The sequence below is a fragment of the Pseudomonas sp. SAR267 genome, assembly GCF_052077595.1.
GTDB classification, from domain to species: domain Bacteria; phylum Pseudomonadota; class Gammaproteobacteria; order Pseudomonadales; family Pseudomonadaceae; genus Aquipseudomonas; species Aquipseudomonas vlassakiae.
The window spans coordinates 2018122-2038386 of sequence record NZ_JBQIHU010000001.1 but is presented as its reverse complement, the minus strand read 5'-3'; the positions used below and the strand labels follow the sequence as shown (position 1 = coordinate 2038386).

Annotated in this window: 18 protein-coding genes; 8 read left to right on the top strand and 10 right to left on the bottom strand. The window is 62.6% G+C overall.

What is annotated here, in order from left to right:
• Positions 1-203 precede the first annotated feature (203 nt).
• From trmA to ACTORR_RS09825, 3 genes are all read right to left on the bottom strand, one after another.
• Complete coding sequence (gene trmA, locus ACTORR_RS09835) at positions 204-1289, bottom strand: tRNA (uridine(54)-C5)-methyltransferase TrmA (protein WP_099815681.1); 1086 nt, start codon at positions 1287-1289, stop codon at positions 204-206.
• The gene (locus tag ACTORR_RS09830; RefSeq protein WP_313365700.1) at positions 1286-2581 is read right to left on the bottom strand and encodes an NCS2 family permease; all 1296 of its coding nucleotides are present in this window, start codon (positions 2579-2581) and stop codon (positions 1286-1288) included. Before ACTORR_RS09830 ends, trmA begins: the two co-directional genes overlap by 4 nt.
• A gap of 271 nt (positions 2582-2852) precedes the next feature.
• Positions 2853-4073: an MFS transporter gene (locus tag ACTORR_RS09825; protein WP_286935566.1), complete on the bottom strand. Its 1221-nt coding sequence runs from the start codon at positions 4071-4073 to the stop codon at positions 2853-2855.
• 367 nt (positions 4074-4440) lie between these two features.
• Here ACTORR_RS09825 and ACTORR_RS09820 point away from each other — a divergent pair, with 367 nt between their 5' ends.
• From ACTORR_RS09820 to ACTORR_RS09810, 3 genes are read left to right on the top strand one after another with little or no spacing between them, the layout of a single operon-like run.
• Positions 4441-5877, top strand: coding sequence for a cytochrome ubiquinol oxidase subunit I (locus ACTORR_RS09820; RefSeq protein WP_054887139.1), 1437 nt, complete (start codon positions 4441-4443; stop codon positions 5875-5877).
• Positions 5878-5880: 3 nt separating this feature from the next.
• Positions 5881-6888 (top strand): cytochrome d ubiquinol oxidase subunit II, encoded by a 1008-nt coding sequence (gene cydB, locus ACTORR_RS09815; RefSeq protein ID WP_286935568.1) that lies wholly within the window; start codon positions 5881-5883, stop codon positions 6886-6888.
• 9 nt (positions 6889-6897) lie between these two features.
• Positions 6898-7053 (top strand): DUF2474 domain-containing protein, encoded by a 156-nt coding sequence (locus ACTORR_RS09810; protein WP_054887137.1) that lies wholly within the window; start codon positions 6898-6900, stop codon positions 7051-7053.
• 32 nt (positions 7054-7085) lie between these two features.
• Here ACTORR_RS09810 and ACTORR_RS09805 read toward each other — a convergent pair whose 3' ends face one another.
• Together ACTORR_RS09805 and ACTORR_RS09800 are read right to left on the bottom strand one after the other, a co-directional pair.
• Complete coding sequence (locus ACTORR_RS09805; RefSeq protein WP_054887136.1) at positions 7086-8210, bottom strand: methyltransferase; 1125 nt, start codon at positions 8208-8210, stop codon at positions 7086-7088.
• A gap of 93 nt (positions 8211-8303) precedes the next feature.
• Complete coding sequence (locus ACTORR_RS09800) at positions 8304-9014, bottom strand: autoinducer binding domain-containing protein (RefSeq protein ID WP_054887135.1); 711 nt, start codon at positions 9012-9014, stop codon at positions 8304-8306.
• Between the two features lie 209 nt (positions 9015-9223).
• On the opposite strand from ACTORR_RS09800, the gene ACTORR_RS09795 reads away from it, so the two are divergent.
• The gene (locus ACTORR_RS09795) at positions 9224-10000 is read left to right on the top strand and encodes a ferredoxin--NADP reductase (RefSeq protein WP_054887134.1); all 777 of its coding nucleotides are present in this window, start codon (positions 9224-9226) and stop codon (positions 9998-10000) included.
• 32 nt (positions 10001-10032) lie between these two features.
• On the opposite strand, the gene mscL is transcribed toward ACTORR_RS09795, so the two are convergent.
• The gene (mscL, locus tag ACTORR_RS09790) at positions 10033-10452 is read right to left on the bottom strand and encodes a large-conductance mechanosensitive channel protein MscL (RefSeq protein ID WP_054887133.1); all 420 of its coding nucleotides are present in this window, start codon (positions 10450-10452) and stop codon (positions 10033-10035) included.
• Positions 10453-10628: 176 nt separating this feature from the next.
• On the opposite strand from mscL, the gene radA reads away from it, so the two are divergent.
• Positions 10629-11996, top strand: a complete 1368-nt coding sequence (gene radA, locus ACTORR_RS09785) for a DNA repair protein RadA (RefSeq protein WP_054887132.1) — start codon at positions 10629-10631, stop codon at positions 11994-11996.
• 160 nt (positions 11997-12156) lie between these two features.
• On the opposite strand, the gene ACTORR_RS09780 is transcribed toward radA, so the two are convergent.
• The 3 genes from ACTORR_RS09780 to ACTORR_RS09770 all read right to left on the bottom strand — a co-directional run bounded on the left by ACTORR_RS09780 (position 12157) and on the right by ACTORR_RS09770 (position 15020).
• Positions 12157-13674: a nucleobase:cation symporter-2 family protein gene (locus ACTORR_RS09780; protein WP_054887131.1), complete on the bottom strand. Its 1518-nt coding sequence runs from the start codon at positions 13672-13674 to the stop codon at positions 12157-12159.
• Between the two features lie 260 nt (positions 13675-13934).
• Positions 13935-14303 carry a PilZ domain-containing protein gene (locus tag ACTORR_RS09775; protein ID WP_054887130.1) on the bottom strand — a complete coding sequence of 123 codons (369 nt, stop codon included), beginning with the start codon at positions 14301-14303 and terminating at the stop codon, positions 13935-13937.
• Positions 14304-14375: 72 nt separating this feature from the next.
• On the bottom strand, positions 14376-15020 hold the full coding sequence (locus ACTORR_RS09770; RefSeq protein WP_256218713.1) for a lytic polysaccharide monooxygenase auxiliary activity family 9 protein: 645 nt from the start codon (positions 15018-15020) through the stop codon (positions 14376-14378).
• Positions 15021-15326: 306 nt separating this feature from the next.
• Between ACTORR_RS09770 and ACTORR_RS09765 the strand changes: the two genes are divergently transcribed.
• The 3 genes from ACTORR_RS09765 to yjiA all read left to right on the top strand — a co-directional run bounded on the left by ACTORR_RS09765 (position 15327) and on the right by yjiA (position 18762).
• On the top strand, positions 15327-17393 hold the full coding sequence (locus ACTORR_RS09765; RefSeq protein WP_054887129.1) for a carbon starvation CstA family protein: 2067 nt from the start codon (positions 15327-15329) through the stop codon (positions 17391-17393).
• Positions 17394-17406: 13 nt separating this feature from the next.
• Positions 17407-17604 carry a YbdD/YjiX family protein gene (locus ACTORR_RS09760; protein ID WP_054887128.1) on the top strand — a complete coding sequence of 66 codons (198 nt, stop codon included), beginning with the start codon at positions 17407-17409 and terminating at the stop codon, positions 17602-17604.
• 180 nt (positions 17605-17784) lie between these two features.
• Entirely contained in the window at positions 17785-18762 is a 978-nt protein-coding gene (gene yjiA / locus ACTORR_RS09755) for a GTPase (protein WP_054887230.1), read from the top strand.
• Here the strand turns inward: yjiA and ACTORR_RS09750 are convergent.
• Positions 18722-20209, bottom strand: coding sequence for a methylenetetrahydrofolate reductase C-terminal domain-containing protein (locus ACTORR_RS09750; RefSeq protein WP_054887229.1), 1488 nt, complete (start codon positions 20207-20209; stop codon positions 18722-18724). The genes yjiA and ACTORR_RS09750 overlap by 41 nt on opposite strands.
• Positions 20210-20265: the final 56 nt, after the last annotated feature.

Below are 20265 nucleotides of genomic sequence, written 5' to 3'. Positions count from 1 at the left end.
GCCCGCGAACGCTCTAGCGCCGAACCAGCAGGACGCCACTCCCACAGGTGTCGCGCAAGCATCAAGGTTGATGCTATCCATGTGGGAGCGGGCTTGCCCGCGAACGCTCTAGCGCCGAACCAGCAGGACGCCACTCCCACAGGTGTCGCGCAAGCATCAAGGTTGATGCTATCCATGTGGGAGCGGGCTTGCCCGCGAATGCTCTAGCGCCGAACCAGCAGGACGCCACTTTCCATGTGGTGCGTATACGGGAACTGGTCGAACAACGCACAACGCTCGATGCGGTGCGTGTCGTGCAACTGGGCAATGTTCGCCGCCAGGGTCTCGGGGTTGCACGAGATGTACAGGATTCGCTCGAAACGCCGGGTCAGCTCGCAAGTGTCCGGGTCCATCCCAGCACGGGGCGGGTCGACGAACACGGTGCCGAACTCATAGCTCTTCAGGTCGATCCCTTCCAGCCGGCGGAACGGCCGTACTTCGTTCAGTGCCTGGGTCAGCTCTTCCGCCGACAGGCGCACCAGCCGCACGTTATCCACAGCGTTTTCAGCGAGGTTGCTCAGCGCGGCATTGACTGAAGTCTTGCTGATCTCTGTGGCCAGCACCTGGCGCACGCGGGTGGCCAGCGGCAGGGTAAAGTTGCCGTTGCCGCAATACAGCTCCAGCAAGTCGTCTTCACGTTGGCCGATGGCCTCGAACGCCCAGCTCAGCATCTTCTGGTTCACCGCGCCGTTGGGCTGGGTGAACGCGCCTTCCGGCTGGCGGTAGCTGAAAACGCGACCGGCAACATCAAGTTTTTCCACCGCATAGTCGCGGCCAATCACCAGGCGTTTGCCCTTCGAACGGCCGATCACGCTCACGCCGAGGTCTTCGGCCAACTGCCGGGCAGCCACTTCCCAGGCCTCGTCCAGCGGGCGGTGGTAGCACAGCGTGACCATGGCATCGCCGGCCAGCGTGGTGAGGAACTCTACCTGGAACAAGCGATTGCCCAGTGCCTCGCTGGCCTGCCAGGCGGCCTTCAGGCGCGGCATCAGCTCATTGATGCGCTGGCTGGCGATGGGGAAGTCGTCGATCAGGATCGCCTTGTGCTTGTCGCCAGGGGCGAACATCGCATAGTGGCGCTGGCCATCTTCGCGCCACAGGCGGAACTCGGCGCGCAGGCGGTAGTGCTCGCGCGGCGAGTCGAAAACGGCCGGTTCCGGCGCGCCGAAGGGCGCCAGCAGCTCGCGCAGGCGGGCGACTTTGCCCTCGAGCTGGGTGGCGTAGGCGGAGGGGTCGAAGACAGCACTCATGCGTTGAACCAGCCCAGCTTGATGACGAACAGGATGGAAAGGATCACCAGGGCCGGGTTCAGGTCGCGGTGGCGGCCGGAGATCAGCTTGACGGCGGTCCAGGAAATGAAACCGAAGGCGATGCCGTTGGCGATCGAGTAGGTCAGTGGCATGGCCAGGGCGGTCACGACCACGGGGGCGGCCTCGGTGATGTCGTCCCAATTGATTTCTGCCAGGCCCGAAGCCATCAGCACGGCGACGAACAACAGCGCCGGTGCCGTGGCGAAGGCCGGTACGCTACCGGCCAGCGGCGCGAAGAACAGCGCCAGCAGGAACAGGATGGCGACGACGATGGCAGTCAGGCCGGTGCGGCCTCCGGCGCTCACGCCAGCGGCGGATTCGATGTAGCTGGTGGTGGTCGAGGTGCCCAGCAGGGAACCTGCCATGGCGGCGGTGCTGTCGGCGATCAGGGCACGGCCCATCTTTGGCATGTGGCCGTCCTTGCCCATCAGGCCGGCGCGCTTGGCCACGCCGATCAGCGTGCCCGAGTTGTCGAACAGGTCGACGAACAGGAAGGCGAAGATCACGCTGACCAGGCCCACGTCGAGGGCGCCTTTGATGTCCAGCTGGAGGAAGGTCGGCGCCAGCGATGGCGGCATCGAGACCACGCCACCGAACGGTGTCACACCCATCAGGATCGAAGCGATGCTCACGGCCAGGATGCCGATCAGCACTGCGCCACGAACCTTCAGCGACTCGAGGCCGACGATCAGGAAGAAGCCCAGGGTAGCGAGGATAGGCGCTGGCTGCTTGAGGTCACCCAGGCCAACCAGGGTCGCTGGGTTATCAACGACGATGCCGGCATTGTGCAGGGCGATGAACGCCAGGAACAGGCCGATACCGGCAGCAATCGCAGAACGCAACGGCAGTGGAATGCTGTTCACGATCCATTCGCGGATACGGAAGATCGATAGCAGGAAGAACATCACCGCCGAGAGGAACACCGCGCCGAGTGCCACCTGCCAGGTGTGGCCCATGTGCAGGACCACCGTGTAGGTGAAGAACGCGTTCAGGCCCATGCCCGGCGCCAGGGCGATCGGGTAGTTGGCAATCAGGCCCATGGTGGTCGAGCCGATGGCGGCCGCCAGGCAGGTGGCGACGAAGATTGCGCCCTTGTCCATGCCGGTCTCACCGAGGATGCTCGGGTTGACGAACAGGATGTAGGCCATGGCCAGGAAGGTAGTGACGCCCGCAAGAATCTCGGTGCGCACATTGGTGTCGTGTGCTTTTAGTTGAAACAGCCTTTCCAGCATGCCCGCTCCCCAGGGCGCCCTCGCGCCGTGAATGTATCGACCCCATCAGCAAAGCACAGACCGAAGCCGATGCCGTGGTTTTGTGTGGGGAGGAAAAAAGCCGCGCATCATACCAGCATGCTCGGCGGGGGCCTATGGCCGTTGGGGAATGGGTAATACTTAGCCTGTGCCGGCCTCTTCGTGGGTAAACCCGCTCCCACAGGTACGGCGCTGCTCTCGAAACCCCTGTGGGAGCGGGTTTACCCGCGAAGAGGCCGGCACAGGCGAAAGATCAACCGTTGTGCAAACGGTCCCGCTTGGCCAGTGTGGGGAACAGTTTTATCCACACCCCGGTCACCACCAGCGTGCCCACGCCGCCCAGCACCACCGCCGGCACCGTGCCGAACCAGTGCGCCGTCACCCCGGACTCGAACTCGCCGAGCTGGTTCGAGGCACCGATGAACAAGCCGTTCACCGCGCTCACCCGCCCGCGCATCTCGTCCGGCGTCTCCAGCTGCACGAAGGCGCCGCGGATCACCATGCTGATCATGTCCGCCGCGCCCAGCACCACCAGCACCGCCAGCGAGAACCAGAACGAGGTCGAGAGGCCAAAGGCGATGGTTGCCACACCGAACAGCCCGACTGCGGTGAACATGGTGCGGCCGACTTTGCGCTCGACCGGGAACCGCGCCAGCCACAGCGACATCAACAGAGCCCCGACTGCAGGTGCGGAACGCAGCAGGCCCAGGCCCCACGGGCCGGTGAGCAGGATGTCCTTGGCAAATACCGGCAGCAGCGCGGTGGCGCCACCCAGCAGCACGGCGAACAGGTCCAGCGAAATGGCCCCGAGAATGTCCGGCCGGCTGCGGATGAAGCGGATCCCGGCCATCAGCGATTCAATACTGGCGCGGCCGCGCTGGGGCACTTGCTGGCGCGAGTCGAGGCTGAGCATGAGCAGGCAGGCGACGGCATACAGGGCAACGGTCGGGCCGTACACCCAGATGCTGCCGAACGCGTACAGGAAGCCGCCCACGGCAGGAGCGACGATGGTAGCCGCCTGGGTTGCCGAGGCGGAGGCGGCTACCGCTCGCGTGAACAGCCCTGGCGGCACGACGTTGGGGAGCAGCGCCTGGGTCGCCGGCATCTCGAATGAGCGGGTGGCACCGAGCAGGAAGGCCAGGGCGAAGATCAGTTCGCGGCTGACATTGTCGGTGGCACTGCCCACGGCCAGCGCCAGGGCGATAAGCCCCTGCAAGGTCTGGCACAGCGCCGCCACCTTGCGCCGGTCATAGCGGTCGGCAACATGCCCGGTATGCAGCATGAACAGCACCCGGGGCGCGAATTCGACCAGGCCGACCAGGCCCAGGTCGAGCACATTGCCGGTCAGCTGGTAGAGGTGCCAGCCAATGGCCACGGTGAGCATCTGGAAGCCACTGGCGGTGAACACCCGGGCCAGCCAGAAAGCGATGAAAGGGCGGTGATGACGCAACAACTGCGGTGCGGAATCGGACATCGGGAACCTGTTGGTCTCGGCGCAGTAGAGGGGCTCGCAGCGTATCATCTGTTTGTAACAACCGGTTACTGTTTGCCGTGATCGGCACTTTTTCATGCCTCGCGAAAGGGGGTGGGGCAACCGGTCACGCGGCAAACAACCGCACGGCCCAGCGGGCCATTCGGGACTATGCTTTTTAACAGTCGTTGATCTGGATCAATCGTTGCTTTTGCAACAGATGGGCAACGAACGGGCAACGAATTGGCCTTCGGGCCGGAATCCCTGCGATCGAACAGAACAATTCCAAGATGCCGCACTCGACTACCGTGGGGGCAGTGGGCGACGGGGCCACAAGCCCAGACGCCGGATTATCTGAAGAGGAAGCACCATGTTCGGAATAGAGGCCTTAGAGCTCGCCCGAATGCAGTTTGCCTTTACCGTGTCGTTCCACATCCTGTTCCCGGCCATCACCATTGGCCTGGCGAGCTACCTGGCGGTTCTCGAAGGCCTCTGGCTGCGGACCGACAAGCAGGTCTACCGTGATCTCTATCACTTCTGGTCGAAGATCTTCGCCGTCAACTTCGGCATGGGCGTGGTCTCCGGGTTGGTCATGGCCTACCAGTTCGGCACCAACTGGAGCCGCTTCTCGGAATTCGCAGGTTCAGTCACCGGCCCCTTGTTGACGTATGAAGTGCTGACGGCATTCTTCCTCGAGGCGGGCTTCCTCGGCGTCATGCTGTTCGGCTGGAACCGGGTCGGGCGCGGCTTGCATTTCTTTTCCACGTGCATGGTGGCGCTGGGCACGCTGGTGTCGACCTTCTGGATCCTTGCCTCGAACAGCTGGATGCACACCCCGCAGGGCCACGCGATCGTTGATGGCAGGGTGGTGCCGATGGACTGGTTCGCGATTGTATTCAACCCATCATTCCCCTTCCGCCTGATGCACATGGCCACTGCTGCTTTCGTCGCCACGGCCTTTTTCGTCGGCGCCTCGGCGGCCTGGCACCTGCTGCGCGGGCGGGACAACCCTGCCGTGCGCAAGATGCTGTCGATGGCCATGTGGATGGCCCTGATCGTCGCGCCGGTGCAGGCGGTGATCGGCGACTTCCATGGTCTGAACACGCTGAAGCATCAGCCGGTCAAGATTGCAGCCATCGAGGGCCACTGGGAAAACCAACCGGGTGAGCCGACCCCGCTGATCCTGTTCGGCATTCCCGACATGAAAGCCGAAACCACCCATTTCAAGATCGAGATCCCGGTGCTCGGCAGTCTGATTCTCACCCATAGCCTGGACAAGCAAGTCCCTGCCATGAAGGAATTCCCTGCCGAGGACAGGCCCAATTCGACCATCATCTTCTGGTCGTTCAGGGTCATGGTCGCCATGGGTCTGTTGATGATTGCCGCAGGGCTTTGGAGCCTGCTGTTGCGCAGGGGGGGCAAGCTCTACAGCTCACGCCCGTTCCTGCATTTCGTGATGTGGATGGGGCCCTCCGGACTGCTGGCCATCCTGGCAGGCTGGATCACCACTGAGGTCGGGCGCCAGCCGTGGGTGGTCTACGGCCTGATGCGCACTGCCGACGGTGTCTCCAACCACAGCTACGCCCAGCTCGGGTTTACCTTGATCGCGTTCGTGGTGGTGTATTTCGCGCTGTTCGGTACAGGCTTCGCCTACATGATGCGTTTGGTCCGCAAAGGTCCTCATACCGGCGAAGGCGATGATCAGCGGCCGGGTGGCCCAGGCCAGAAACGTACCCCGGCACGGCCATTGTCGGCCGCCGACGAGGGCAGCGATGCCGTCTCCGCCAACCTGAGCAAGGGGAACTGAGCCATGGGTATCGACCTTTCGCTGATCTGGGCTGTGATCATCATCTTTGGCGTCATGATGTACGTGGTGATGGACGGCTTCGATCTGGGGATCGGCATGCTTTTTCCCTTCGTCAAGGGCGAGCGTGACCGTGATGTGATGATGAATACCGTTGCCCCCGTGTGGGACGGCAACGAAACCTGGCTGGTGTTGGGCGGTGCCGGTTTGTTCGGGGCGTTCCCGATGGCCTATGCAGTGGTGCTCGAGGCGCTGTACTTGCCACTGATCCTGATGCTGATCGGCTTGATCTTCCGCGGTGTGGCGTTCGAGTTTCGCTTCAAGGCGACGGCCGAGAAGCGTCATATCTGGGACAAGGCGTTCATCGGCGGCTCGCTGGTCGCGACGTTCTTCCAGGGCGTGGCCTTGGGGGCTTTCCTCGAAGGCTTCAAGGTGGTCGACCGGCATTTCGCCGGTGGCACCCTCGACTGGCTGACACCGTTCAGCCTGTTCTGCGGCCTTGGCCTGATCGTCGCCTACACCCTGCTGGGCTGTACCTGGCTGATCATGAAGACCGAGGGCGCCCTGCAAACGCGAATGCACGACCTCGCACGGCCTTTGGCGCTGGTGCTGCTGGCGGTGATCGGCATCGTCAGCCTGTGGACCCCGATCGCGTATCCACAGATTGCCGACCGCTGGTTCAGCATGCCCAACCTGTTCTGGTTCATGCCGGTGCCGTTGCTGGTGCTGGTGACCTTCTACGGCCTGCTCAAGGCGGTGGCGCGCGATGCTCACTACACGCCATTCCTGCTGACCCTGGTGTTGATCTTCCTGGGTTACAGCGGGCTGGGCATCAGCCTGTGGCCGAACATCATCCCGCCGTCGATCTCGATCTGGGACGCCGCCGCGCCACCGCAGAGCCAAGGTTTCATGCTGGTGGGCACGCTGTTCATCCTGCCGTTCATCCTCATGTATACCTTCTGGAGCTACTACGTGTTCCGCGGCAAGGTAACCCATGAAGACGGCTATCACTAAGAGGGTTCCATGATGAACGGTAAACATGGCCTGGAAGACAAGAAGCCGCTGTGGCAGCGGCTTGGCTGGCTGCTGCTGATCTGGGCGATGAGCGTGGCTGCGCTGGGCGTGGCCGCCTGGGTGATGCGGCTGTTCATGGGGGCCGCAGGCCTGACCACCCATTGAGTGCAGGGGGGCGCGACAGGCGCCCCCTGCTTTTATTTACGCGCCTTGAGGACCACGAACTTCGGTGTTGCAGCGACTTGCTCGACGCCGCGGAACAGCCGCGCCAGCTTGCTGTGATAGCCCAGATGGCGGTTGCCGACGATGTACAGCGCGCCCCCGACCACCAGCGCCTCGCGCGCCTGCTGGAACATGCGCCAGGCGAGGAAGTCACCGACCACCTGCTGCTGGTGGAAGGGTGGGTTGCACAGCACGACATCCAGCGATTGTTTTTCAACGCCCGCCAGGCCGTCCCCCGGCATGACCGTGACTGGCCGTTCACCCAAAGCGGCCTGCCAGTTCTCCAGCGCCGACTGCACTGCCATGTACGACTCATCGACCAGGGTGTACTGCGCATCAGGGTTTGCCAGCGCGCTGGCAATCGCCAGCACGCCGTTACCGCAGCCCAGGTCGGCTACGCGGGCGTTGCCCAGGCCACGGGGCAGGTGGGGCAGGAAGGCGCGGGTGCCGATGTCCAGGCCCTCGCGGCAGAACACATTGGCATGGTTGAGCAGTTCCAGTGCTGGTTTGTCGAGCGTGTAGCGGGTCGGGTAGGGCGACCTCGCGGCCGGACGCTCGGCGACCGTGGCGGTCAACAGGCGCGCCTTTTTCTGTGCCAGCGAAGCCTGTACCGGGCCGATGTACTTTTCCAACAGGTCACCGGCCGCCCGCGGCAGGTGCTTGATCATGGCTCCGGCAATCACCTGGGCGCCGGGTGCCAGGTGGCCTTGCAGGCGGATCAGTTGTTCTTCAAGCAGTGCGAGGGTTTTCGGCACGCGCACCAGTACGCGGTCGAACGGGCCTTGCCAGTGCTCGCTGGCCGGCACGAAGGGCACGCTGTCGAACGCCTTGCCATTGCGCGCCAGGTTTTTCTCCAAGGCCATGTGCGCCAGGTGCGAGTCGCCGCTGCTGATCACCTGCAGATGGTCGACCAGGCTGGCCGCCAGGGCGCCGAAGCTGTCGTTGAGCACCAGTACCCGGCTGCCAGCGTCCAGGCCTTGGGCATGCAACTGCTCGAGCAGGTATTCATCAGCGGCATCGAAGGCCTGCAACGGGTCGTTAGCCTGGTCCGGCTGGCGGATCAGGTCGAGTTCGGCGAAGGGGGTGGTCAACAGGGGCATGGCATCTGGCTCGGGTACGGATCTGCCGATGGCGGTTCGCCACGGGCTTTGGCACGCGATTCTACAGGGCTTTGTCCGAGGCCGCAGGCCCGGCTACTGGTCGATCAGGCCGCGCATCATGGCGATGGCGATGGCACCGGACTTGTTGGCAGCGTTGGTCTTGGTGATGATGCTACGAATATGGAAGTTCACCGTGCTCTGCGACAGTGACAGGATGCAGGCCACGTCGGCTGCTGTCTTGCCAGCGGCTGACCATTTGAGCACTTCGATTTCCCGGTCGCTCATTTTGAGCGGGGTGCTGAGCCGGGCCAGGTGATATTCACTGACGATCGCGTGCAGGGTGTGACACAGCCACTGCACTTTGCCGGCTTTGTCATAAAGCTCGGTGATGGCTACAGCATTGCTCGGCCTGCACACGCTGACCTGGCTCTCATTGTGCTGCAGGTCATGCAGGGACTGCGTCCAGCCATGGCGCAGGCCGTGCGCACAGGCCTGTTCACGGTATTCGGGTACTTCCTTGTACAGCTCATCGGTCCACAATACCGGCATGGTCGAGCTATGGCTTCGGGTTGCCGCAGCGTCCTGTTTGTAGAATTCATCACGCTGGTAGCGCTCTATCCACGCCTCTGGATAGTTGCTGTACAGGTACAGCCTTGGCGATTGGGCAGCCAGTTGAATGCGCACTTTCAACCCTAGAAACGCCATATCCAAGTCTTGCGCCAGGTGCACTGCGAGGTCGAACACTTTTTGTGGCGTGCTCTCGCTGATCAGTCGATGAAGATGCTCATGATTCCATTGAGGCATCTGTCTCACTCCCTCGGCGGTTACCGTTCAAACCGTTCCATAACGGGATGATTGTAGGAAAAGGCCGACTGTTATGTTGGGTTTTTTTGTTATAGAGGCCGCTTTTTTCATGTAGCGACGCGGTCGTCTTGTTGTGCCCCTACTTTCCGGCGGTTTTTATCCAGGCCGCTTTGCGCGACACTGGGCGCACGCCTTACACGGAGCCCGTCATGACCGCCAGTGCCGAGAAATTTACCCGCCAGACCCTGCTCGATGTCCAGCCGCTGACGCCGAACCTGTTCAGCCTGCGGGTGACGCGCGATCCAGGGTTTCGCTTCCGGGCTGGCCAGTTTGCCCGGCTGGGCGTAGCCAAGGCCGATGGCAGCGTGGTCTGGCGTGCCTATTCGATGGTCAGTGCCCCCCATGACGAATACCTCGACTTCTTTTCAATCGTGGTGCCGGGTGGCGAATTCACCAGTGAACTGAGCCGCCTGGGCCAGGGCGATACCTTGTTGATCGACCGTCAGGCGTTCGGTTTCCTGACCCTGGATCGCTTCGTCGGTGGCCGAGACCTGTGGCTGCTGGCGACCGGCACCGGCATCGCACCCTTCATGTCGATCCTGCAGGACTTTGAAGCCTGGGAGCGTTTCGACAACATCAAGCTGGTGTACTCGGTGCGCGAGGCGAGAGAGCTGGCTTATGTAGATGCCATCGCCGGTTTGGAGCAGCGCGATTACCTGGCCGAATACGCTGGCAAGCTGCAGTTCATTCCGGTGGTGACCCGTGAGCTGCATCCCGGGGCTTTGAATGCGCGCATCACCACGCTGATCGAGAATGGCGAGCTGGAGAAGGCGGCGGGGCTGGAATTGTCGCCCGAGCATTCGCGGATCATGCTGTGTGGCAACCCGGAAATGATCGACGAGACACGCAAGGTGCTCAAGGCGCGTGACCTGCAACTGAGCCTGAGCAAGCGGCCGGGGCAGGTGGCGGTGGAAAACTACTGGTGATGCAAAGGGGCCGCAATGCGGCCCCAGCCATTTCAGGGCAACCGATTCTGGTTCTGTGCCTTGAGCAGGTCACGAATCTCGGTCAGCAGGGTTTCCTGCGGGGTGGGTACTGGCGGCGCGGTCGGTGCCACGGCCTCTTCGCGTTTGAGGCGGTTGATCGCCTTCACACCCATGAAGATGGCGAAGGCGACGATGAGGAAGTCGATCACCGTCTGGATGAACTTGCCGTAGGCCAGCACCACCGCCGGTACATCACCTTCGGCAGCTTTCAGGGTGATGGCCAGGTCGCTGAAGTCGACGCCCCCGATCAACAGTCCCAGTGGCGGCATGACCACATCACCGACGAAGGACGAGACGATCTTGCCGAAGGCCGCGCCGATGATGATACCGACCGCCATGTCGACGACATTGCCTTTGACCGCGAAGGCCTTGAACTCACTGATCATGCCCATGTTTGGTTCCTTGTAACAAATGGTGAGGTTAACGCAGTGTAAGCCACTAAAACGCTTCATGCGTTGGCTTCAGGGGTAGTGACTGCGGTTAGAACGTTTAGTTTTGTCGCATCTCGAACGGTTCGAGACACGTCGGCCTCGGCTATCATGGCGGTTTTTTCCAGGAGACCCTGCCCATGGCCAAGGCCAAGCGCTTGTATGGCTGCACCGAGTGCGGCGCGACCTTCCCCAAATGGGCCGGCCAGTGCGCCGACTGCGGGGCCTGGAACACCCTGGTCGAAACCATGATCGAAAGCGGCGGCGCGGCGGCCCCCAGCGGGCGCGCTGGCTGGACCGGGCAGCAGGCACAGATCAAGACCCTGGCCGAAGTCAGCGTCGAAGAGATCCCACGCTTCACCACCAGCAGCACCGAACTCGATCGCGTGCTCGGCGGTGGCCTGGTCGATGGTTCGGTGGTGCTGATTGGCGGTGACCCCGGGATAGGCAAGTCGACCATCCTGCTGCAGACGTTATGCAACATCGCCGTTGGCATGCCCGCGTTGTACGTCACCGGTGAAGAGTCGCAGCAACAGGTGGCCATGCGCTCGCGGCGCCTGGGCCTGCCCCAGGACCAGCTCAAGGTGATGACCGAAACCTGCATCGAAACCATCATCGCCACCGCCCGGGTGGAAAAACCCCGGGTCATGGTGATCGACTCGATCCAGACCATCTTCACCGAGCAGTTGCAGTCCGCCCCCGGCGGCGTGGCCCAGGTGCGCGAGAGCACGGCATTGCTGGTGCGCTATGCCAAGCAGAGCGGTACGGCGATCTTCCTGGTGGGCCATGTCACCAAGGAAGGCTCGCTGGCCGGGCCTCGGGTGTTGGAGCACATGGTCGATACCGTGCTGTATTTCGAGGGTGAGTCCGACGGCCGTCTGCGCCTGTTGCGGGCCGTGAAGAACCGCTTCGGCGCGGTCAACGAACTGGGCGTGTTCGGCATGACCGACCGTGGCCTGAAAGAAGTGTCCAACCCGTCGGCAATCTTCCTCAACCGTACCCAGGAAGAAGTGCCCGGCAGCGTGGTGATGGCTACCTGGGAAGGTACCCGGCCAATGCTGGTCGAGGTGCAGGCGCTGGTCGATGACAGCCACCTGGCCAACCCACGGCGGGTCACCCTGGGCCTGGATCAGAACCGCCTGGCCATGCTGCTGGCTGTACTGCATCGGCATGGGGGTATTCCCACCCACGACCAGGACGTGTTCCTCAACGTGGTCGGTGGGGTGAAAGTGCTGGAAACGGCTTCCGACCTGGCGTTACTGGCAGCGGTGATGTCCAGCCTGCGCAACCGGCCGTTGGCCCATGGGCTGCTGGTGTTTGGCGAGATCGGTTTGTCGGGCGAGGTGCGGCCAGTGCCCAGTGGCCAGGAGCGCTTGAAAGAAGCGGCCAAGCATGGCTTCAAGCGTGCCATCGTGCCCAAGGGCAATGCGCCGAAGGAGCCGCCTGCGGGGTTGCAGGTGATTGCCGTGACCCGCCTGGAGCAGGCCCTGGATGCCTTGTTCGAGTAATCTTTAACCTGTACCGGCCTCTTCGCGGGCACGCCCGCTCCCACAAGAAACCGCGTATCCCTGTGGGCGGGCGTGCCCGCGAAGAGGCCGGTACAGGAAAATGAAAAAGGGGAGCCGACGATGCGCATCGGCTCCCCCCACGGCACCACTCAGTCAGTGGTCAATGTTCGGCAACCGCACTGCGCCGGGGCGCCTGGTTACCGTGCTCGTCCAGCTCCATCACCGGCACTTCGTTGCCCTCGGCATCGAACAGCTTGCCATCCTTGAAGTAGTCACCGTCACGCAGGCATGAGATGTCCGAGTACTGGATGGTGCGCTCGTAGGCTGCGGCGAATACCGACTGGTTCTCCGAGTTGCCCGTCTGGAAGTGGTTGAACAGCAGGTTCAGCAGGATGGCCATGATTGCCGCCGAGCTGATGCCCGAGTGGAAGATGGTCTCGAACCAGTTCGGGAAGTTGTGGTAGAAGGTCGGCGCAGCGATCGGGATCATGCCGAAGCCCAGCGAGGCCGCGACGATGATCAGGTTGACGTTGTTCTTGTAGTTGACCTTCGACAGCGTGCGGATGCCGCTGGCGGCCACGGTGCCGAACAGCACGATGCCCGCGCCACCCAGCACCGGTGTCGGTACGGCGGCAATCACCCGGCCCATCACCGGCAGCAGGCCGAGCACCACCAGGATCACGCCACCGGTGGCAACCACGTAGCGGCTCTTGACCCCGGTCACGGCCACCAGGCCGACGTTCTGGGCAAACGCGCTTTGGGTGAAGGAGCCAAAGATCGGCGCCAGGATGCTCGATGCCATGTCGGCGCGCAGGCCGTTGCCCAGGCGCTTGGAGTCGACCTTGGTGTCGATGATTTCACCCACGGCGAGGATGTCGGCCGAGGTTTCCACCAGGGTCACCATGATCACGATGCACATCGACAGGATCGCGGCGATGTGGAATTCCGGCATGCCGAAGTGGAACGGGGTGGGGAAGGCGAACATCGGGCCTTCGCTGACCTTGCTGAAGTCGGTCATGCCCAGCGCCCAGGCGATCAGCGTGCCAACCACCATGGCCAGCAGGATCGACAGCCGCGAAATGGTTGCGCTGCCGAGTTTGCTCAATACCAGGACAATGGCGAAGGTCAATGCCGCCAGGCTGATGTTGGCGACGCTGCCGAACTCTGGCGATGCACTGTTACCTCCCATCACCCAGCGCGCGGCAACCGGCATCAAGGTCAGGCCAATGGTGGTGATGACGATGCCGGTCACCAGCGGCGGGAAGAACTTGGTGATGCGTGAGAACACCGGGGTGATCAGGAAACCGATCACCGAAGCCGCCATGACCGCGCCGAGCACACCCGGCAGGCCACCACCGCCCTCACTGCTGAGGATGGCGCCCATGGTCGCCACGCCGGCGAATGAAACGCCCTGTACCAGCGGCAGCTGGCAACCGAAGAATGGGATACCTAGCGTTTGCAGCAGGGTCGCCAGGCCACCGGCAAACAGCGAAGCGGCGATCAGCATGCCGATTTCGGCACCGTTGAGGCCGGCTGCCTGACCCAGGATCAGGGGTACCGCGACGATCCCGCCATACATGGTCAACACATGCTGCAGACCATAAGCCAGGTTGGCACCCAGCCCGAGGTTTTCGTCCTCGGGGCGCTGGGCGGGAGACGTGCTAGGGGACGTAGTCATGGAGCAGGCTCTCTGTTTATTGTTGTGCCGCTACTGTAGACATTTCCTACAAAGTATTGCTACATGAATTGTATACAATATTTTGATCGGAGCGCGAACAGCGGGCCTTGCAATGTGTGCAAAACCTCAATGCAGAAGGCGTACCAAGTTCTTCAATGCGGTGCTAGAGGGGTGTGTACAAAGCACTGCTACCCAGGCAGAAAGCTGTCTGGGTAGACAAGAAACGGAAGATGGGAAGGCTGTTAGTCAGCTAACAGATTCTATTCTTCGATCAGTTCGCGCAGCTCACGCATCATTTCGGTGCCGTCGGCGAGGTTCAATTCCACAAGACGGTGCAGATGGCTCATCGACTCGACGTCGATGTACAGGCAGACGAAGCCCAGACGGGTGGCTTCTTCGTGACGCAGTTCGACTTGCATCTGCACACGGACATCGCGATCGAGGTGGATGATGGCATCGAAATCCTGGGTCAGGTCAGCGTCCCAGGGCAAGGGGCGTTCGATCAGCAGGCCCTTGAGCGACAGGTCCAGCAGCTTCACCGGCCAGCGGCGGTCGCCCTGGCGCAGTTCGGTGGGGGCGTCGAAGTCGATGCGCTGGAAACGGCGACGGTCGTCGGCAGAAGTGGTCATGGCAGGCCCCTCGTCAGATGCACTGACTATAGACCAGCCATGGCCACTCCTGTCGATCTGACCTGCCGGGGATCACGAGCCGAAGAAGTTCAGGTCGACCACTTGGTAGAAGGCCTTGTCAGTCTCGGCAATTTCCCATACCCCGAGCAGTACATGATATCCCTGGCGCTCAGGCAACTGCAGGGTATGAATGGTAGGTTGTGCGGGCCACATTTCTTCGTCGGGGAAGCTCCAGTATGGCTTCCGTTCATTGAGGAATGTGGCAAGCGGCTCAGGCTCGAACTGGGCGCGCGCAAGCGGCGCCTTGGGGTCCCAGCCCTCTTTGGTGATGAAATAGTTGAAGCGGCGATACTTGTGGCGTGCACTGAAACTCCAGACAAAATCGAAGGCCTTGCCGCTGGTCACATCATGCTTGTCCCAGTCGACATCTGTCCGGTCCAGGTAAGTGGCGGCCGGCCTCTCGCCACTGGCGATCTTGCCATCGACGGGGGGTGGGATATTGCGGACATCATCCGGGGCGTAGGGGTCGGCCAGTTTTCCGTCCGTCTCCGGGAAGAACTTGCCACTTTCGATCCCATATTGGAGGTTACCTTCGATAAGGCCTCGCTCTTCTGCGAAGCACGCCCGTGACTTTGGCTTTGTAATCGCACCGTGGAGGGGGGTGATTGGGCCAGAGTTCTGGTTACCGCCTGATTTATCCGATGGCATGGTGGTCATTCTCCGTTCACGAAGGGTGAGGACGCAAAGTTTCAGCACCCGTCGATTCGAAACCGTGTGTCCATTCAGAGCCAATCCGAGTGCCTGGTTATTAGATGCGCACGTAATGTGCTCAACAACTGGCAAAAATGTCAGGTTGGTTCAGTTGACGGTTATCGGCTGAACGTGGCCGCGTGGGGAAAGGTACCGGGGCTCTAGCGCGGGCGGTTGCTTGTAGCAGCAAGCTCAATTCGGGATGGTAAACACTCCAAGCAAGCCCTAGACTCAAAGGGCTGTCTATTCCAACCACTTAGCTGGAAGCATGCCATGAACAACAATAACAGCCTGCTACGCCACATCCCGTGGCTGGCGCTGGCGGTCATAGGGGCCTGCGCGCTGGGTGTCGTCGCCCTGCGTCGCGGCGAGGCGATCAATGCCTTGTGGATCGTGGTCGCCGCGGTGGCCATCTACCTGGTCGCCTACCGTTACTACAGCCTGTTCATCGCCACCAAGGTGATGCAACTCGACCCTCGACGAGCCACCCCCGCGGTGCTCAACAACGACGGTCTGGACTACGTTCCGACCAACAAACACATCCTCTTCGGTCACCACTTCGCTGCCATCGCTGGTGCCGGCCCGCTGGTTGGCCCGGTACTCGCCGCGCAGATGGGCTACCTGCCCGGCACGCTGTGGCTGATCGCCGGCGTGGTGCTGGCCGGTGCAGTGCAGGACTTCATGGTCCTGTTCCTCTCCACTCGCCGCAACGGTCGCTCGCTGGGCGACATGGTGCGCGAGGAGATGGGCCGCATCCCGGGTACCATCGCCCTGTTCGGCTGCTTCCTGATCATGATCATCATCCTCGCGGTGCTGGCGCTGATCGTGGTCAAGGCCCTGGCCGAGAGCCCATGGGGCATGTTCACGGTGATGGCAACCATCCCGATCGCGATGTTCATGGGCGTGTACATGCGCTACATCCGCCCGGGCCGCATCGGCGAGATCTCGGTGGTTGGCGTGGTGCTGCTGCTGGCGTCGATCTGGCTGGGGGGCCAGATTGCTGCCGATCCAGTCTGGGGCCCGGCGTTCACCTTCACTGGCGTGCAGATCACCTGGATGCTGGTTGGCTACGGCTTCGTTGCCGCTGTGCTGCCGGTATGGCTGGTACTGGCGCCGCGTGACTATCTGTCGACCTTCCTCAAGATCGGTACCATCATTGCCCTGGCGATCGGTATCCTGGTGACCATGCCCGAGCTGAAAATGCCGGCGCTGACCCAGTTCACCGACGGCACCGGCCCGGTGTGGAAGGGCACCCTGTTCCCGTTCCTGTTCATCACCATTGCCTGCGGTGCGGTGTCTGGCTTCCACGCGCTGATTTCCTCGGGGACCACGCCGAAGCTGCTGGACAACGAAGCCAACGCCCGTTACATCGGCTACGGCGGCATGCTGATGGAATCGTTCGTCGCCATCATGGCCATGGTTGCCGCCTCGGTGATCGAGCCGGGCGTGTACTTCGCCATGAACAGCCCGGCCGCGGTGGTTGGCGCCGACGCAGTTTCGGTGGCGCAAACGGTCAGCAGCTGGGGCTTCCTGATTACCCCTGAGCAGCTCGAAGCGGTAGCCCGCGACATCGGCGAGCACACCGTACTGGCCCGTGCCGGTGGTGCACCGACCCTGGCGGTGGGCATCGCGCAGATCCTGCACCAGGTGTTGCCGGGTGAAAACACCATGGCCTTCTGGTACCACTTCGCGATCCTGTTCGAGGCGCTGTTCATCCTTACCGCGGTGGACGCGGGTACCCGTGCCGGTCGCTTCATGCTGCAAGACCTGCTGGGCAGCTTCGTGCCGGCCCTCAAGCGCACCGAGTCGTGGACTGCCAACCTGATCGGCACCGCCGGCTGCGTGGCGCTGTGGGGTTACCTGCTGTATCAGGGCGTGATCGACCCACTGGGCGGCATCAACACCCTTTGGCCGCTGTTCGGTATTTCCAACCAGATGCTGGCCGGGATCGCCTTGATGCTTGGCACCGTGGTGCTGATCAAGATGAAGCGCGAACGCTATATCTGGGTCACTCTGGTGCCGGCTGCCTGGCTGCTGATCTGCACCACTGCGGCGGGCCTGATCAAGCTGTTCGACCCGAACCCGGCGGTCGGCTTCCTGGCCCTGGCCAAGAAGTACAGCACGGCGCTGGACGCTGGCCAGGTATTGGCTCCCGCCAAGAACATCGACCAGATGCAGCACGTGATCTTCAACGCCTATACCAACGCCGGCCTGACCATTCTGTTCCTGCTGGTGGTGTTCAGCGTGCTGTTCTTCGCCCTCAAGGTCGGCTACGCCGCCCTCGGCCGCAAAGAACGCACCGACAAGGAAACCCCGTTCCAGGCCCTGCCTGACGCTTGAGAGGACCGCAGTGATGTTCAACGACTTGGGTCGACTGGGTAAGTACCTGGGGCAGGCAGCCCGCCTGATGGTCGGCATGCCCGACTACGACAACTACGTCGAGCACATGCGCAACAAGCACCCGGACAAACCGGTGATGACCTACGAGGCGTTCTTCCGCGAACGCCAGGAAGCACGTTACGGTGGCAAGTCCGGGCCCAAGTGCTGTTGAGTCCAAGGCCGGCGCAGTCCTTGTAGGAGCGGCCTTGTGTCGCGAAAGGGCTGCGAAGCGGCCCCGGCAATATCTGCTGTGAAGCTGAAAACTTGGGGCCGCTCTGCGGCCCTTTCGCGACACAAGGCCGCTCCTACAGGATTGCGGCCTTTCTTTTTCTACTGTGCAGGAGATTTTTGCGTGCACACGCCCATTCCCGTAACGGTCCTCACCGGTTTCCTCGGTGCCGGCAAGACCACGTTGCTCAAGCACATGCTCAAGGCCGAGCACGGGCTGAAGATCGCCGTGATCGAGAACGAGTTCAGCGAGGCTGGCATCGACAGCCAGTTGCTTGGTGACGAGCCGGTACAGGTCATGACCCTGGCCAACGGCTGCGTATGCTGCAGCATCCATGGCGACCTGACCCGCGCCCTGTACCTGCTGCTCGAACGCCTGGACACTGGCGAGATCGCCTTCGACCGCCTGGTGATCGAATGCACCGGCCTGGCCGACCCGGCACCCGTGGCACAGACCTTTTTCATCGATGAAGAACTGCGCGATCGCTACATCCTCGACGGCATCATCACCCTGGTCGATGCTGCCCATGCCGAGGTGCACCTGACCCAGACCATCGCCCAGGCCCAGGTCGGTTTTGCCGATCGTCTGCTGCTGAGCAAGACCGACCTGGTCGAACCGGCTGCAGTGGAGGCCCTGCGCGAGCGCCTGGCGCGGATCAATGGCCGGGCGGCCATCCGTGTAGTCGAGCATGGCCGCATCGACCTCGCCGAGCTGCTTGATGTGCGCGGCTTCAACCTTAACCCGGACCTGGGTGCCAACCTGAAGCCAAGCCTGCGCCCGGTGCTCAAACCGGCCACGCCAGACCGGATTTCCACCCTGGTGTTGCGTACCGAGACCGCCCTGGACATCGACCGCCTCAGCGAATTCATGAACCAATTGCTGGAAGAGCACGGCAAGCAGCTGCTGCGCTACAAAGGCGTGCTGAACATCGCCGGCGAGGAGCGTCGCCTGGTGTTCCAGGGCGTGCTCAAGCTCTACGGCTTCGACTGGGATGCCGAATGGGCGGCAGACGAGCAGCGCGAGAGCGTGATGGTGTTCATCGCCGATGAACTGCCCGAAGCTAAGATTCGGGCTGGGTTCGAGGCGCTGGCTGCGGGCTGAGCTGGCGCGGGGGCTGAGCCTCGAACCACTGCGGCCAGGAGCTGCGGTGGCGTGTCTCGACCTCGATGCACGGGATCAGTCGCTCAGTGAGCACGGCGGTTTGCCGCACGGCCTTGGCGGTGCGGTACTTGACGCTGTGGATGCACTCACGGTCGCCAAACTCGCAGCGGTTCAGCGCCGTGCCACCGCAAGGGCCGTTGGCCAGGCCCTTGGGGCAGGTTTCCGGGCAGGTGTAGAGGGTGTCTTCCAGGCGGCAGCGGCCGCAGGTGTCGCAGCCAATCAACGGGCGTTTGACCGCCCGTTCCAGCCCGTGCAACACCCGGGCCCCACGCTTGGTTGCCCACAGTGGCTGGCGCACGGCCCAGCCGAACGCCTTGCTGAGCCAGTGGCTGCGGCTGAACAGCAGCGAATGGGCACTGTGCAACAGGTGATAACGGACTTTCTCCTTGCCTGAGGCGCTGACGGTCGATTCACCTTGGCGCCAGTTGCCCTGTGGCGGATGGAACGCCACGATGGGCAGGCCTGGCATCTGCCAGCTGTCGGCCCAGGCGGGCGCCCAGTGCTCCAGCGAATGGATCTGCGCTTGCCAGTGTTCCAGGCGCTCTTCCAGTGCCAGCAGCTGTTTGAGTTCGTGAATCCCCGACAGGTGCACGCCTGCATACCCCATCAGCTTCACACCGATAATCTGCAAGGCAAGGCGGTCGACGCTGCGCGCCTGGGCGAAAGCCTTGGACACCTTGCTTTCGGCTTCAAGCAGGTCGCGCATCGAAGGCGAGACGGTTACCCCCGCCACATGCTCGAGCATCGTCGCGCGGCCGTGGGTCAGGCTCATCAGGCAGGCCAGCATCGGTTTGGGCGAGGCCTGGCGCTGCATCCAGTGGATGGCTTCCTGGTGCTTGCTGGCATCGAAGCCCAGTTGCAGGGTGAGGAAGTCGGCGCCGGCGGCGAGCTTTTTCTCCGCCTTGAAGTACTGTGCGCCGCCTTCTTCCTCGTGGTACTTGAACGGGTTCAGTGCCGCCCCGAGCAGCCAGTTCGGGCACGCCTGGCGCGCAATCAGCAGGGCCGCGACCGACTCCAGGTAGCGCACCGGGCGTTCACCGGGTTGGTGCCCGGGCAGGCGGTCGCCCGTGAGTAACAGCAACTGATCGAGGCCAGCGGCGTCCATGCGCTGCAGCTGAGCCAACAGATGATGGCGCTCGCGGTCCTTGCCCGAAAAGTGCGGCAAGGCGGGGAGCGGGGTGTTGAAGGAGGCGAGGGCGTCCAGCGGTGACATGTCCAGCGGGCTGCCCACGCGGTCGCCGATGGCGACGGTCATCGGCCAGCCACACAACTGCCCGCGGGCCATAATCGCCTCCATCGCGGCGAAGCGTTCCGCCGAGGGCTTGGGCACGAATTCCATTACGCAGACGAAGTGTTTTTCGCGCAGCGCGGCTTTCAGCAGGCTCATGGCTTGAGGGCACCTGGAGTTTTCAGGTTGGCATTGTGCGGCAGTTTGTCGGTCGG